The sequence below is a fragment of the Streptomyces kanasensis genome (assembly GCF_043077165.1).
GTDB classification, from domain to species: Bacteria; Actinomycetota; Actinomycetes; order Streptomycetales; family Streptomycetaceae; genus Streptomyces; species Streptomyces changanensis.
Genome location: NZ_JBIBSF010000001.1, coordinates 612,147 through 626,227, shown reverse-complemented (window position 1 = coordinate 626,227; position 14,081 = coordinate 612,147). Strand labels below are relative to the sequence as shown.

At 77.0% G+C, this 14,081-nt stretch carries 12 protein-coding genes and 1 pseudogene; 7 read left to right on the top strand and 6 right to left on the bottom strand.

Features of this window, described 5'->3' with window-relative positions:
• Positions 1–69 precede the first annotated feature (69 nt).
• The 3 genes from ACF053_RS02730 to ACF053_RS02720 all read left to right on the top strand — a co-directional run bounded on the left by ACF053_RS02730 (position 70) and on the right by ACF053_RS02720 (position 3,434).
• Positions 70–1,320: an extracellular solute-binding protein gene (locus tag ACF053_RS02730; RefSeq protein WP_391952120.1), complete on the top strand. Its 1,251-nt coding sequence runs from the start codon at positions 70–72 to the stop codon at positions 1,318–1,320.
• Between the two features lie 270 nt (positions 1,321–1,590).
• The gene (locus ACF053_RS02725) at positions 1,591–2,427 is read left to right on the top strand and encodes a GNAT family N-acetyltransferase (RefSeq protein ID WP_391952119.1); all 837 of its coding nucleotides are present in this window, start codon (positions 1,591–1,593) and stop codon (positions 2,425–2,427) included.
• Complete coding sequence (locus ACF053_RS02720) at positions 2,427–3,434, top strand: lysophospholipid acyltransferase family protein (protein ID WP_391952118.1); 1,008 nt, start codon at positions 2,427–2,429, stop codon at positions 3,432–3,434. The genes ACF053_RS02725 and ACF053_RS02720 overlap by 1 nt, the downstream gene beginning before the upstream one ends.
• Here the strand turns inward: ACF053_RS02720 and egtD are convergent.
• From egtD to egtA, 4 genes are read right to left on the bottom strand one after another with little or no spacing between them, the layout of a single operon-like run.
• On the bottom strand, positions 3,329–4,294 hold the full coding sequence (egtD, locus tag ACF053_RS02715) for an L-histidine N(alpha)-methyltransferase (RefSeq protein WP_391952117.1): 966 nt from the start codon (positions 4,292–4,294) through the stop codon (positions 3,329–3,331). The two genes, ACF053_RS02720 and egtD, sit on opposite strands and share 106 nt — an antisense overlap.
• A complete protein-coding gene (gene egtC / locus ACF053_RS02710) occupies positions 4,291–5,172 on the bottom strand; it encodes an ergothioneine biosynthesis protein EgtC (RefSeq protein ID WP_391952116.1) in 882 nt (293 codons plus the stop codon). Before egtC ends, egtD begins: the two co-directional genes overlap by 4 nt.
• Before the next feature lie 7 nt (positions 5,173–5,179).
• Positions 5,180–6,532 carry an ergothioneine biosynthesis protein EgtB gene (gene egtB, locus ACF053_RS02705; RefSeq protein WP_391952115.1) on the bottom strand — a complete coding sequence of 451 codons (1,353 nt, stop codon included), beginning with the start codon at positions 6,530–6,532 and terminating at the stop codon, positions 5,180–5,182.
• On the bottom strand, positions 6,529–8,037 hold the full coding sequence (gene egtA, locus ACF053_RS02700; protein WP_391952114.1) for an ergothioneine biosynthesis glutamate--cysteine ligase EgtA: 1,509 nt from the start codon (positions 8,035–8,037) through the stop codon (positions 6,529–6,531). The genes egtB and egtA overlap by 4 nt, the downstream gene beginning before the upstream one ends.
• Before the next feature lie 372 nt (positions 8,038–8,409).
• Between egtA and ACF053_RS02695 the strand changes: the two genes are divergently transcribed.
• Together ACF053_RS02695 and ACF053_RS02690 are read left to right on the top strand one after the other, a co-directional pair.
• On the top strand, positions 8,410–8,679 hold the full coding sequence (locus ACF053_RS02695; protein WP_391952113.1) for a hypothetical protein: 270 nt from the start codon (positions 8,410–8,412) through the stop codon (positions 8,677–8,679).
• Positions 8,680–8,964: 285 nt separating this feature from the next.
• On the top strand, positions 8,965–10,149 hold the full coding sequence (locus tag ACF053_RS02690; RefSeq protein ID WP_391952112.1) for a thiolase family protein: 1,185 nt from the start codon (positions 8,965–8,967) through the stop codon (positions 10,147–10,149).
• A gap of 39 nt (positions 10,150–10,188) precedes the next feature.
• Here the strand turns inward: ACF053_RS02690 and trxA are convergent, their stop codons facing one another.
• Positions 10,189–10,629, bottom strand: a complete 441-nt coding sequence (trxA, locus tag ACF053_RS02685) for a thioredoxin (protein ID WP_391952111.1) — start codon at positions 10,627–10,629, stop codon at positions 10,189–10,191.
• A gap of 118 nt (positions 10,630–10,747) precedes the next feature.
• On the opposite strand from trxA, the gene ACF053_RS02680 reads away from it, so the two are divergent.
• Positions 10,748–11,713, top strand: a complete 966-nt coding sequence (locus ACF053_RS02680) for a pirin family protein (RefSeq protein WP_391952110.1) — start codon at positions 10,748–10,750, stop codon at positions 11,711–11,713.
• Positions 11,714–11,900: 187 nt separating this feature from the next.
• Here the strand turns inward: ACF053_RS02680 and ACF053_RS02675 are convergent.
• Positions 11,901–12,264: pseudogene (locus tag ACF053_RS02675) on the bottom strand (hypothetical protein); the annotation flags it as partial.
• 241 nt (positions 12,265–12,505) lie between these two features.
• Between ACF053_RS02675 and pdxR the strand changes: the two are divergent.
• Entirely contained in the window at positions 12,506–13,948 is a 1,443-nt protein-coding gene (gene pdxR / locus ACF053_RS02670) for a MocR-like pyridoxine biosynthesis transcription factor PdxR (RefSeq protein ID WP_449336523.1), read from the top strand.
• Positions 13,949–14,081 lie beyond the last annotated feature (133 nt).

Genomic DNA, 14,081 nt, shown 5'->3' with positions numbered 1-14,081 from the left:
CGTTGCGAACGCGTTCGCTCCCCCCACGTCGGGTCCGTCCTCCTGCAGAAAACGCAAAAGGTGACCTACGTGAAGAAGCGCACGCTCGTCCGCCCCGCCGCGCTCGTGTCCGTCCTCGCCCTGGCCGGCTGCGGTCTCGTCCCCGGCCAGGACGGCGGCAGCCGCACCGTCACCGTCTGGCTCATGAAGGGCAGTGCCTCCGACGAGTTCCTCAAGCGGTTCACCACCGCCCACGAGCGGGAGCACCCCGACGTCCGCCTGGAGATCGTCATCCAGGAGTGGACCGGCATCGGCAAGAAGGTCACCGCCGCGCTCGCCGGCGACGACGCCCCCGACGCCATCGAGGTCGGCAACACCCAGGTGGCCCGGTACGCCGGCAGCGAGCGGCTGTATGACCTGACCCTGGAGTCCGTGCGCGACCTCGGCCGCGAGGAGTGGCTGCCCGGCCTCGCCGAGCCCGGCAGCATCGACGGCAGCCAGTACGGGGTCCCCTGGTACGCGGCCAACCGGGTCGTCGTCTACCGCAAGGACCTCTTCCGGCAGGCCGGCGTGGAGGAGCCGCCCAAGACCCGCGAGCAGTGGCTGGAGGACACGGAGAAGGTCAACGGCACCGGCGCCCAGGGCATCTACCTCGCCGGCCAGGACTGGTACACCCTCGCCGGGTTCGTCTGGGACGAGGGCGGCGAGCTCGCCGTCGAGAAGGACGGCGCCTGGGTCGGCGCGCTCGACTCGCCCGCCGCGCTCCGCGGCATGGACTTCTACCGGAAACTCCAGGCCCTCGGCTCCGGCCCGGTCGACGCCGACGAGGAGAACCCGCCCCAGGCCGAGGTCTTCGCCCGCGGCCGGGTCGCGCAGATCATCGCCACGCCCGGCGTGGCCGCCGCCATCGAGGAGCGCAACCCCTCCCTCGCCGCCCAGCTCGGCTTCTTCCCGGTGCCGGGCAGGACGGCGCAGGAGCCGGGCGCCGTCTTCACCGGCGGCTCCGTCCTGGTCGTCCCCGTGAACGCCGGCGAACGGGCCGCCGGGATCGACGTGGTCAAGGCGCTCGCCGGCGAGAAGTGGCAGACCGACCTGGCCCGCACCATGCACTACGTCCCCAACAAGACGTCCCTGGCGTCCGTCGTCGAGGGCCAGGAGGCCACCGCCGCCATGGCCGCGGGCGCCGCGCGGGGCCGGGCCACGCCCAACTCGCCGCACTGGGCGGACGTCGAGGCCGACAACCCCATCAAGCCGTACATGACGGCCGTCCTCCAGGGGCGCGACCCCAGGACGACCGCTCGTGCGGCGTCCGCGCGGATCACCGACGCCCTGGCGGGCTGAGCCGGCACGCCGGGCGGGATCCACCGCGCCGGCCCGGGCCCCGGCCCCGAGTGGCCGGCCGCCCGGGCCCCCGTGGCCGGCCCCTGCCCGGGCCCCGGCGCCGGCCCGCGCCCGGACCGTGGTGCCGGGTGCGAACCGGGCATTCAGCCGCCGCACATCCCCGCTCCGCCGGGCGGACACGCCGAAGCCAGCCGGTGACGGCACAAGTAGGGGGTGAGGGCCGCCGCACGATCGCGGCCCGCCCCCGCCGTCCCCGGCCAAGGAGTCCCCATGACCACGACGACCCCGGCACCGGCCCTCCCGGCACCGGCCCTCCCGGCACCGGCGTCCCCCGCCCACCCGCAGCACCCGGAGATCCGGGCCGAGGCCGCAGGCCGGCCCCGGTACCGCGTCTCCCTCGCCCGTACGCAGGAGGAGGTCCGGGCCGCCCAGCGGTTGCGGCACCTCGTCTTCGCCGGCGAGCTGGGCGCGCAGCTCGCCGGGCCCGAACCCGGCCTCGACAGCGACGCCTTCGACGCCTACTGCGACCACCTCCTCGTCCGCGAGGAACCCACCGGCGAGGTCGTCGGCACGTACCGCCTCCTGCCGCCCGAGCGTGCCCGCATCGCCGGACGCCTCTACTCCGACGGTGAGTTCGACCTGACCCGTCTGGCGCCCATCCGGCACGACCTGGTGGAGGTCGGCCGCTCCTGCGTCCACCCCGCCCACCGCGACGGCGCCGTCATCTCCCTCATCTGGTCCGGCATCGCCCGCTACATGACCCGCGCCGGGCACGACTGGCTCGCCGGCTGCTGCTCCCTGCCGCTCGCCGACGGCGGCGCGCTCGCCGCGGCCACCTGGGAGGCCGTCCGGGCGCGCCACCTCGCGCCCGAGGAGTACTGGGTCACCCCGCACCGGCTGTGGACCCCGGCCCCCGGCACCGCCCGGCCCGCCGCCCGCACCGACCTGCCGCCCCTGCTGCGCGGCTACCTCCGGCTCGGCGCCTGGGTGTGCGGCGCGCCCGCCCACGACCCCGACTTCGGCGTCGCCGACCTGTACGTCCTGCTGTCCCTGCGCCGCACCAACCCCCGCTACCTGCGCCACTTCCTCGCCCTCGGCGCGGAGTGATGAGCGCCTGGCTGCCCTCCTCGCCCTGCACCCCGCGCCGCTGCGCGACCCCGGCCCACCCGGCGGCCGGCCGCCTCCGCGCCGCCGCACGCCTGCTCGCCGGGGTGGGCGCCGTCCTCACCGGGCTCGTCCTCGCGCCGCTCAGCGCGCCCCTCGCCCCGGCCGCCCGGCACCGGCTCACCCGGCTGTGGTGCCGTACCGTGCTCCGCTCGTTCGGCGTCCGTACCCGCGTCATCGGGACCCCGCCGCCCGGCGCGCACCTCGTCGTCGCCAACCACGTGTCCTGGCTCGACGTACCGCTGCTCGCCGCCGTCCTGCCCGGCCGCATGGTCGCCAAGCGGGAGGTGCGGGACTGGCCGCTGCTCGGGCCGGTCGCCGCACTCGGCGGCACGCTCTTCCTCGACCGCGACCGTCTGCGCGCCCTGCCGGGCGCCGTCCGTGCCATGGCCCGCACCCTCGGCGCGGGGCACCGGGTCGTCGTCTTCCCCGAGGGCTCCACCTGGTGCGGCCGGGCCCCCGGCGCCTTCCGACCGGCGGCCTTCCAGGCGGCGCTCGACGCGGGCGCCCCGGTCCTGCCGGTACGGATCGCCTACCGGCCGCTCGGGCCGGCCGCGTTCGTCGGCGACGACCCCCTCGCCGTCTCCCTGTGGCGGGTCGTCACGGCGGGCGCCCTCACCGCCGAACTGCGGCTCCTGCCGCCCCTCCCGGCCGGGCTCCACACCGACCGGCGCGCCCTGGCCCGCGCCGCCCACACGGCGGTGACGGGCCGGGCCGCGCCCGGGGACGACACCGGGCGCGCGGCCCACGTCGGGCGGGCACCCCGCGACGCCGGGCACCCGCCCCGCACCGGGCGCGCGGCCCGTGGCGGAGGCGGGCAGGTTCCCCGGGTCGGGGCCGAGCCTCAGACGACGGTCGCCAGCGACAGCGCGAACCAGCCCCGCTCATCGGTCCACCACCGGGACAACTCCATCCCCGCCGCGGCCAGTTCCTTCGCCACCCCCTCCTGACGGAACTTCGCCGACACCTCCGTCCGCAGCTCCTCACCCGCCGCGAACGGCACGGTGAGGTCCAGCTCCGGGATCGTCACGGTCAGCCCGCGCCGCGCCCGCAGCCGCATCTCCACCCACTCGCGCTCCCGGTCCCACACGGCCACGTGGTCGAAGTCGCCCGCGTCGACGTCCGCGCCCAGTTCCCGGGCGAGCACCGCCAGCACGTTCTTGTTGAACTCCGCCGTCACCCCCGCCGCGTCGTCGTACGCGGCGACCAGCGTCGCCTCGTCCTTGACGAGGTCCGTGCCGAGGAGCAGCGCGTCACCCGGCTCGAGGAGCGACCGCACCGACCGCAGGAACACGGCCCTTTCCCCGGGCAGCAGATTGCCCAGGGTGCCGCCCAGGAAGGCCACCAGCCGCGGCCCCGGCGTGCCCGGCAGGGCGAGGCCGCGGGTGAAGTCGGCGACGAGGGCGTGCACGCGCAGCCCCGGCAGCTCCTCCGTGAGCGCCGCGGCCGCGCCGGTCAGCGCCGACTCGCTGACGTCGACGGGCACGTAGTCGGCGAGCCGCGGCCGCAGCGCGCGCAGCAGGTGCCGGGTCTTCTCCGACGACCCCGAACCCAGCTCCACCAGGGTCAGGGCCCGGGTCGCCGCGGCGATCTCCGGCGCCCGCGCGACCAGGATGTCCCGCTCGGCACGGGTCGGGTAGTACTCGGGCAGCCGGGTGATCTCCTCGAACAGCTCGCTGCCGCGCGCGTCGTAGAACCACTTCGGCGGCAGCTCCTTCGGCGTGCGGGTCAGACCGTGCAGCACGTCGGCGCGCAGGTCGGCGGCGGTGGCGCCCTCGGGGAGGGTGCGGGTCAGCAGGAACGGGCTCACGCGGGGTACTCCTCGAGCGGTTGCCGCGCCGCACGCGCGGCGTGCGGGGGAGGGGACGGGCGGAAGGACGGGGAGGCGGTGCGCGGCGGGGCGGCCGGCGCGTCCGGGGAGCGGTCCGGCGGGCGGTCCAGGGGGCGGAGCGCCACGCCGTCCGCCGTGGCGGTCAGCAGCGTCCGGTCGGGCGCCTCGCACCACGCGGGATCGTCGTCGTACGGCTCCGACGCCACGACCGCGCGCCGGCGGCGGCCGGGACCCCCGCCCAGGTACCAGAGCGTGTCGCCCCACGCCGTGGCGGTGACCGCCGTCCCGTCGACGAGGAGCAGGTTCAGCCGGGAGCCGGGTGCCGCCGCGGCCACGTCCCGCACCACTCCGGCGAGGGCGTCGGGCGTCGTGTCGCCGCGCCGCAGCCGGTGCAGCACCAGCGCCCACACCAGAGCCGAGTCGTTGCGCGCCTCCAGGGCGAGCAGGTCGGCGGGCGGCAGGCCGGCCGCGAGCGCCGCGACCGAACCGGGCCAGCCGGCCACGGCCCCGTTGTGGCTGAACAGCCACGGCCCCGAGGCGAACGGCGCCGCGGCGGCCTCGGCGTCGGCGCCCGGCAGCGTCGCGTCCCGCACGGCGGCCAGCCCCGCCGCCGAGCGGACCACGCGGGCGAGGTCCGCGAACGACGGGTCCCCCCACACGGGCCCCGCCCTGCGGTAGCGGCCCGGCACCGGGTCGCCCGGCGCGTACCAGCCGACCCCGAAGCCGTCGGCGTTGACCGTCCCGTACCGCTGGTGGCGCGGTGCCCACGACTGCCGGTGGAGTCCGTGCGGGGGCGCGACGAGCAGCTCGCCGAGCGGTACCGCGTCGTCGCCCACCCAGGCGATGTGCCGGCACATCAGCGGCTCACCCCGCGTCCCGTGCCGTGCGGAAACCGGCGAAGATCTGCCGGCGGACCGGCAGGTCCCAGTTGCGGAACGTGCCCCGGCAGGCCACCGGCGCCACCGCGAACGACCCGCCCCGCAGCACCTTGTGCGCGGGCCCGAAGAACACTTCCGAGTACTCCCGGTACGGGAACGCCACGAAGCCCGGGTACGGCAGGAAGTCGCTCGCCGTCCACTCCCACACGTCGCCGATCAGCTGCCGCACCCCGAGCGGCGAGGCCCCGGCCGGGTAGGCGCCGGCGGGCGCCGGTCGCAGGTGCCGCTGCCCGAGGTTGGCGTGGTCGGGGGTCGGCTCGGCGTCGCCCCACGGGTAGCGCCGCGACCGGCCGGACACCGGGTCGTACCGTGCGGCCTTCTCCCACTCGGCCTCCGTCGGCAGCCGCCGCCCGGCCCAGCGCGCGTACGCGTCGGCCTCGTACCAGCTGACGTGGAGCACCGGCTCGTCGTCCGGCACCGCCTCCACGACGCCGAAGCGACGGCGCAGCCACCGCCCGCCGTCGCGCCGCCAGAACAGCGGCGCGCCGATGCCGTGCCGCCGGATCTGCTCCCAGCCCTCCGGCGCCCACCAGCGGGAATCGCGGTAGCCGTCGTCGTCGACGAACTCCCGGTAGGCGCCGCAGGTGACCGGCACGGTGTCGATCAGGAAGTCCGGCACGACCCGCACGTGGGCGGGCCGTTCGTTGTCGAGCGCCCACGGCTCCTCGTCGTGCGAGGTGCCCATCGTGAACGGGCCCCCCGGGACGAGCACTTCGGCCGGCAGGCGCGCCGGGCCTCCGGGCGGGCCGTCGGTCGGGCGCGGTGGCTCCGGCGCGGTGAGCACGGCCGGGCCGCGCCGGAGCTGGTGGGTGATCAGCATGGTCTCGTCGTGCTGCTGCTCGTGCTGGGCGACCATGCCGAAGGCGAACGCGGCGTCGAGCAGCGGGTCGCCCTCCAGCCGGGCCGCCGCGAGGACGTCGAGCACGCGGTCGCGCACCTCCGCCCCGTACGCGCGCGCCTCGCGCGGGGCCAGCAGCGGCAGCGACGGGCGGCTCGCGCGGGGGTGGCGGAACGCGTCGTACAGCGGGTCGATCTCGGGCCGCAGCGCGGCCCGCCCGCCCACGGCGCGCAGCAGCCACTGCTCTTCCTGGTTCGGGATGTGCGCCAGGTCCCACACGAGCGGGGACATCAACGGTGAGTGCTGGGCGGCCAGTTCGCCGTCGTCGACGCAGTCGGTGAGCCGCGCGGTGCGTTCCCGGGCGGCGGCCAGCGCGTCGTACGCGCGCCGGCGGAGCGCCTCGGGCTCGGCGGCGGGGGAGGGCGAGGGGGGTGCGGTCATGGGCGGAGGTCCTCCACGCGGTCGGGGCCGGCGTCCCGGCCGGATCGGGGAGCGGGAACGGGCCCGGCGGCTCCGGGGCCCAGGGGTGCCGTCGCGGCCGCACGGTCTGCCGGGGCCGACGGGGCCGACGGGGCCGACGGTGCGGCCGGGGTCGCACTGTCTGCCGGGGCCGCCGGGGCCGCCGGGGCCGCCGGGGCCGCCGGGGCCACACGGTCCGCGGTGGCGGCCGGGGCGGTGCCGGCCGGCGCCGGGGCGGGCCGTGGGTCGTCGGCGGGGCAGCGGCGGCGCAGCACGAACCGCTCGTGGAACCCGGCCACCGCGTCGCGCACCGCCGTCGGCGCGCCGGAACGGGCCAGCGCCTCCAGGGCGAGACCGAAGCAGACCACGGCCGCCCGGTGCAGCGCGGCCGCGTCCGGCCCGTCGCGGATCGCCGCCCGCCAGTGCGCGTCGCCCGGCGGGCGCAGCGGCCCGGCCGTCTCCGTCAGCGGCAGCAGGGCCCGGTACGCCGCGTCGGCCGCGTCCGGGTCGTCGAACAACGCCGTCGTGACGGCCAGCGGCACGACCCATCCGTCCTCGCCCGGTTGCGCGTCCAGCATGCGCAGCTCCAGGTGCGTGCCGCGCGGCCGCACCGGCGGGAAGAGGGTCGTCAGGTGGTAGTCGAGGTCGGCGCGCGTCGGCGGCCGGGGCGCCGCCGACCGCAGCCACTGGCGGAACGTCAGCCCCTTGGGTACCAGCCAGGGGCCTTCCTCGGCGCGCACGCACATCACCGGCGCGTCCAGCACGTGGGCGGCCCACGCCGAACGGGGCTCCTGCCCGAGGGGCGGGGCCAGCCCCCGGACCGCGTCGATGCCCGCCCACAGCGACTGCCGCACGGACCGCAGCCCCGTCGGACGGCCGTGCAGCGTCGGCGAGTTGGCGAACGAGGCGACGAGGACCGGGCCCAGCAGGTGCGCCAGCCGCCACCGCCGCCGGTAGCCGAGCGGGCCGGGCTCCTCGTACCCGGTGTCCACGCACACCTGCACCGACGCCGAGTCGCGCATCATGTGCCGGCCGGCGGGGCCCCAGCGGTCGAGGTAGGTCTCCATGGCGTCGTAGCGGGGCTCGCGCAGCAGCCGCTCGCGGGTGGGCAGCCAGGGGTCGGTGCCGGAGCCGGTGAGGACGAGCCCGAGGCGGGCGAGTGCGGCCCGCGCGGCCGACAGGTCGGCCTGGACGGTGGCGACGCAGGCGGTGAGGGACGCGGCGGGCGGCGAGCTCAGCTCCAGCTGCCCGCCCGGTTCGAGGGAGACCGACGAACCGAGGCCCAGGTCCCGCAGGGCGGCGTACGCGCCGCGCAGGCGGTCGGGCGTGACGGTCAGGCGCGGGCGGTCCGCGTCGTGGACGAACCACTCCAGTTCCACCCCGACGGTGCCGGGCGGGCCGGTCTTGAAGCAGATGCACCGCAGCAGGTCCTCGGCCTCGTCCTCGGCCAGCGGGGGCCCGCCGGCCCCGACGTCGATCGACGGCATGGTCGCTCCTCCTGTCGAAGGCGTACCGTCCCACCTAAGCCACCGCGGCGGGCCCGCACAAGAGCGCCCCGGTGAACGATCGCCGGCACGCGCCACCGCCGGGCACCGGCCGGTCGGCTGCCGCGGCCGTCACCCGCCTCGTACGCCACCCGCACCGACCGGACGACCGCTCCCGGGCCGGGTGCGGACGTCCCCGTCGGGACCGGGACGTACGGGGGCGGCCGCGCCTGTCGGGACGGGGACGTGCGGGGGCGACCCCGCCGTCCGGCCAGGGGCGTACGAGGGCGGCCCAGCCGTCCGGGCCGGGACGGGGCCGGCCCCGGGGCGCCGCGCGCGTGCGCGCGGCCCCGTCCGTCCTCTAGCGTCATGACCATGGACACACGACCGCAGCGCTTCGAGATCCTGATCGTGCCCGGACCGGCGGAGGGACGCGACGCCGCGCACCTCGCCGAGGCCGCCATCCGCTCGGCGGTGGTCGAGGCCACCGGGGAGACCGGTGCCTCCGGCTATCCGCGCTACGCGGGCGGCGGCATGGTCGCCGACATCGACCCGGAGACCCGCGCCGTCGAGGCGCTGCTCGTCGACGGGTCCGAGCTGGACTACGGCCTTTCGGTGCGCGTGGCGGACCCGCGCGACGACTGACGAGCGCGGCGTGCCCGCGCCGGAGGCGGCGCGGGCACGCCGGGCGGGACCGGTGACGGCGGCGGAGGCCGGCCGGCGACGGCGGAGGGTCGGCGGGGGAGCCGGCCGGCGACGGCTGCGGGGCCGGCCCGCGCCGGCGGCCCGGGAGGCCCAGGGCGGGCTGCGCCCGTTGACACCGACGGCCGCCGGGTCGGAGACTCGCCCCGTCGGTTGTGAACGCGTGTTCACCGTACGTACGCGCGCATGCGGGCCCGCATGCGGGCCCCAGGCCGTGGGAGAGACCCGATGAGCATCCGCGACGTCTACATCGTCGACGCCGTCCGCACGCCGATCGGCAAGTTCGGCGGCGCCCTCTCCTCCGTGCGTCCCGACGACCTCGCGGCGCACGTCGTGCGCGCGCTGGTCGACCGCACCCCGGACCTCGACCCGGCCCGGATCGACGACGTCTACTTCGGCGACGCCAACGGCGCCGGCGAGGACAACCGCGACGTGGCCCGCATGGCGGTGCTCCTGGCCGGCCTGCCCGTCTCGGTCCCCGGCGTCACCGTCAACCGCCTGTGCGGCTCGGGCCTGGAGGCGGTCGTCCAGGCCGCCCGCGCCGTCGCCCTGGGCGACGCGTCCGTCGTCCTCGCGGGCGGCGTCGAGTCGATGTCCCGCGCCCCGTGGGTCGTGCCCAAGCCCGAGCGGGCCTTCCCCGCCGGGCACCAGCAGATGTACTCCACGACCCTCGGCTGGCGCATGACCAACCCGCGCATGCCCGACGAGTGGACCGTCCCGCTCGGGGAGGGCGCCGAGCTGATCGCCGACAAGCACGCCCTGACCCGCGAGCAGCAGGACGCCTTCGCGCTCGCCAGCCACCACAAGGCGGCCCGGGCGTGGGCGGACGGCCTGTACGACGGCGAGGTCGTCGCGTACGGCGGCGTGGACCTGCCCCGCGACGAGAGCATCCGCGACACGACCTCCATGGAGGCCCTGGCGAAGCTGAAGCCGTCGTTCCGCACGGACGGGACGGTGACGGCCGGCAACGCCTCACCCCTCAACGACGGCGCCGCCGCGCTCCTCCTCGTCGACGAGGACGGCCTGCGCGCCTGCGGCCGCGAGCCGCTCGCCCGCATCCGCGCGTCGGCGGTGACCGGCATCGAACCGCAGCTGTTCGGGCTCGGCCCCGTCGAGGCGGTGCAGCGGGCCCTCACCAAGGCCGGCCGCACCTTCGACGACCTCGCGGTGCTGGAGCTGAACGAGGCGTTCGCCGCCCAGGCGCTGGGCTGCCTCGCGGAGTGGCCCGACCTCGACCCGTCGGTCGTCAACCCGCGCGGCGGCGCCATCGCGATCGGGCACCCGCTGGGGGCCTCCGGCGCCCGGCTCGCGGGCGCCGTCGCCCACCAGTTGGCCGCGGCCGGCTCGGGCACGGGCATGGCGGCGCTGTGCATCGGCGTGGGCCAGGGGATCGCGGTCGTCCTGGAGCGCTGAGAGGCGCGCGGCGCGGCGCCCGGCCGGCGCCGGGCGGCGTCAGCCCTCGGCGCCGCCGCCCGCGGGCCCCGGCTCGCCGGCCGCCGGGCCGCCGCCCGCGGACCCCGTGCCGCCACCCGTCGACGCGGCCTCGTCGATCGACTTCCGCACCGCGTCCATGTCCAGCCCGCGCGCCTGCCCGATCACGTCCTCCAGCATGGCCTCGGGCAGCGCCCCGGGCTGGGCGAACACGGCCACGTTCTCGCGCACGATCATCAGCGTGGGGATGGACCGGATGTCGAACGCGGCCGCCAGCTCCTGCTCCGCCTCGGTGTCCACCTTGGCGAACACCAGGTCCGGGTGGCGCTCCGAGGCCTTCTCGTACACCGGGGCGAACCGGACGCACGGGCCGCACCACGACGCCCAGAAGTCGATCAGGACGAAGTCGTTGTCCGACACCACCTGGTCGAAGTTCTCCTTGGTCAGTTCGATCGTGCTCATGCCGTCCGCCTCTCCGGGGTGCTTCGGTGCCCCCGACAACGGTGCCCGGGGTCGTCGCTATTCCCCCTGCCCGTAGGGGAGAGGCGCCACGCCGCCCCCATCGCCTAGGTTGGGCGCCATGAGCAATCTCGACCGCCAGGCCGTGCCGTCCCTCTGCGGCGGCAGGGGCTTCGTCGCCGCGGAGCCCGTGAGGGAACTCCTCAGCCCGCGCCGCGTGCAGCTCGGGGAGTCCACCGAGGTGCGCCGCCTGCTGCCCAACCTCGGCCGCCGCATGGTCGGCGCCTGGGCCTTCGTCGACCACTACGGCCCCGACGACATCGCCGACGGGCCCGGCATGCAGGTCCCGCCGCACCCGCACATCGGCCTGCAGACGGTCAGCTGGCTCCACGAGGGGGAGGTGCTGCACCGCGACAGCACCGGCAGCCTCCAGACCATCCGCCCCCGCGAGCTGGGCCTGATGACCTCCGGCCGGGCGATCTCCCACTCGGAGGAGAGCCCCCGCCCCCACGCCCGCTACCTGCACGGCGCCCAGCTCTGGGTGGCGCTCCCCGACAGCCACCGCCACGTCGACCCCCACTTCGAGCACCACGCCGACCTCCCGCACGTCACCGCGCCGGGCCTGACCGCGACCGTCGTCCTCGGCACCCTCGACGGCGCGACGTCGCCCGGCACCACGTACACGCCGCTGGTCGGCGCGGACCTCACCCTCGCCCGCGGCGCCGGGGCGCGGCTGCCCCTGGACCCGGACTTCGAGTACGCGGTCCTGGCCATGTCCGGCGAGACGCACGTGGACGGTGTCCCGGTCCTCCCCGGCTCGATGCTCTACCTCGGCTGCGGCCGCACCGAACTGCCCCTGCGCGCCGGGTCGGACGCGTCGCTGATGCTCCTCGGCGGCGAACCGTTCGCGGAGGAGATCATCATGTGGTGGAACTTCGTCGGCCGCACCCAGCAGGAGATCGAGCAGGCCCGTGCCGACTGGATGACGGGCACCCGCTTCGGCCGGGTGGAGGGCTACGACGGGGGCCGGCTGCCCGCCCCCGAACTCCCGCCGGTCGCGCTGAAGCCGCGGGGCAGGGTGCGCTGAGGAGAAGGGGCGTCGAGGTGTTCCGACCACGTGCCCCAGCCCGTGGGCGGCCGCGGGACATCGCGCCCCGCGCCGCGCCCACCGGCCGGCCTGACCGACCTGACCGCACCGACCGGCCCGACCGGCCCGGCGGGCGCGGTGGGCGCGGCGGGTGGACGCACCGGCGACATCCGCCCGCCGCGCACCGTCACCGGCTCGCGGGCACCGTGTCCTCGAAGGTGGTGCCTGCCGCCCGGTAGGCGGCGATGCTCGCGGCGACCTGGGCCGGCGTCAGGGCCTGGTCCTCTACGTGCAGCACGTGGTCGACCTTCCGGTCGTACGCGCGGAGTGGTGCCGGTCTGGCCCGCGAGGTCGATGAGCCACTGGTTGAAGTTGATGGACATGGTTCGTTCGGGCAGGTAGCGGGCGTCGTGACGGCCGAACTCCCGGGCGGCATAGGTCCCGTTCTCGAACGTCGCCGCCCTGGTGCGGACTTCGGTGTGCTTCGCCGACTCGGGAGTCCCGGTGGTCGAGGTCTCCAGGTTCATGAGGGAGTCGGTCCCCTCCCTCGCCGTGCGGTCGGGTGTGTGACCGGTGTGCTCGATCGCGGGCCGGACCAGGTCCTGGATGTCGGGATCGACGTCGGGGGCCGTCTGTCCGTCCCCCCGGCCCTACTGCCGCGCCGGGCACCCGGGGCACCGCGAAGCCGGCGCGGAGGGGAGGCGAGGGCGCTGGGGAGGGGAGGCGAGGGCGGCGCCGTTCCCCAGGGGATTAGCCTGGGCAGTCGAGCGACCGGCAGAAGGGTGCAGTGCGGTGCCGATGTCCGGGGTCGATTCCCCCCACGAGACGGGCTCGGACGTGCATCTCGTACTGTCGCCGACCGGGCCTCGCCGCGCGGCGGTGGCGACCGCCCTGCGCGAGGCGGTGCGGACCGGGCGACTCGCGCCGGGCACCCGGCTGCCGCCGTACCGCTCGCTCGCCGTCGACCTGGGAGTGGCCCGCAACACGGTGGCGGACGCGTACGCCGAACTGGTCGCCGAAGGGTGGCTGACCGCCCGGCAGGGCTCCGGCACCCGGGTCGCCGAGCGCGTCGCCGCCACGGCGCGGCGCGTCCCCGGGAAGGCCCCGGGCGGCGAGTCGGGCGCCGTCCACCACCTCCGGCAGGGGCAGCCCGACGCGACGTCCTTCCCCCGGGCCGCCTGGGCCGCTGCGGTCCGCCGGGCGGTGACCGCCGCACCGCACGACGCCTTCGGTCCGGGAGACCCCCGGGGGCGTCCCGAACTGCGGCGCGCGCTGGCGGAATACCTCGGCCGGGCGCGCGGCGTGTGCGCCTCGCCCGATCGGATCGTCGTCTGCGCCGGGTTCGCGCACGGGCTGCGCCTCCTCTTCGGAGGAGGCGTGCTGCGCGGCCCCGTGGCCGTCGAGGCGTACGGCCTCCCTTTCCACCGCGGCATCCTGACCGACGCCGCGGTGCGCACGATCCCCCTGGGGCTGGACGCGAGGGGTGCCAGGACCGACCGGCTGGCGACGCACCCGGACACCTCGTCGCGGCACGGCGCGCGTGCCGTCCTGCTCACCGCCGCCCACCAGTTCCCCACCGGCGGCCCCCTGCACGCGGCGCGCCGTGCGGCGGCCGTCGACTGGGCGCGGGCTCGGGGCGGGGTGGTGCTGGAGGACGACTACGACGGCGAGTTCCGCTACGACCGCGAGCCCGTGGGCGCCGTGCAGGGACTCGATCCCGACCATGTCGTCCACCTCGGCTCCGTCAGCAAGAGCCTGTCCCCGGCGCTCCGGCTCGGCTGGCTGGTCCTGCCGCCGCACCTGGTCGACGACGTACTCGCGGCGAAGGGGCTGCGCGAGGCGTGGACGGGCGTCACCGACCAGCTCGCCCTCGCGGAGTTCATCGCATCGGGACAGTACGACAAGCACGTCCGCCGTATGCGGCAGCGCTACCGCGCCCGGCGCAACCAGCTGGTCGCGGCGCTGGCCGAGCACGCCCCCCACATCACGGTGACCGGCGTCGCGGCCGGACTGCACGCCGTACTGAGCCTGCCGCCGGGCACCGAGGCGTCCACCGTCGAGGCGGCCAGACGGAGGGGCGTCGCCCTCGACGGCCTCGCGGACTTCCGCCACCCCGACGCCCCCGAACCACACCGGGACGGGCTGGTCGTCGGCTACGCCACGCCGCCCGAGCACCGTTACCGACCCGCACTCGACGCGCTGTGCCGGGCCCTGCCGCCCCTCCCTGACGCCTGAGCCGCACTCCGCGCCCGTCGGCGGGGCCGGGGCCGGGAGCACCGGAAGCGCGCTGCCCCGGGCGGGGGCGCCGCCGCACGGAGGGGGGAGTGCCCGCCGGGCCGCCGCCGGGCCGGGTGGCGGCTCGACCGCG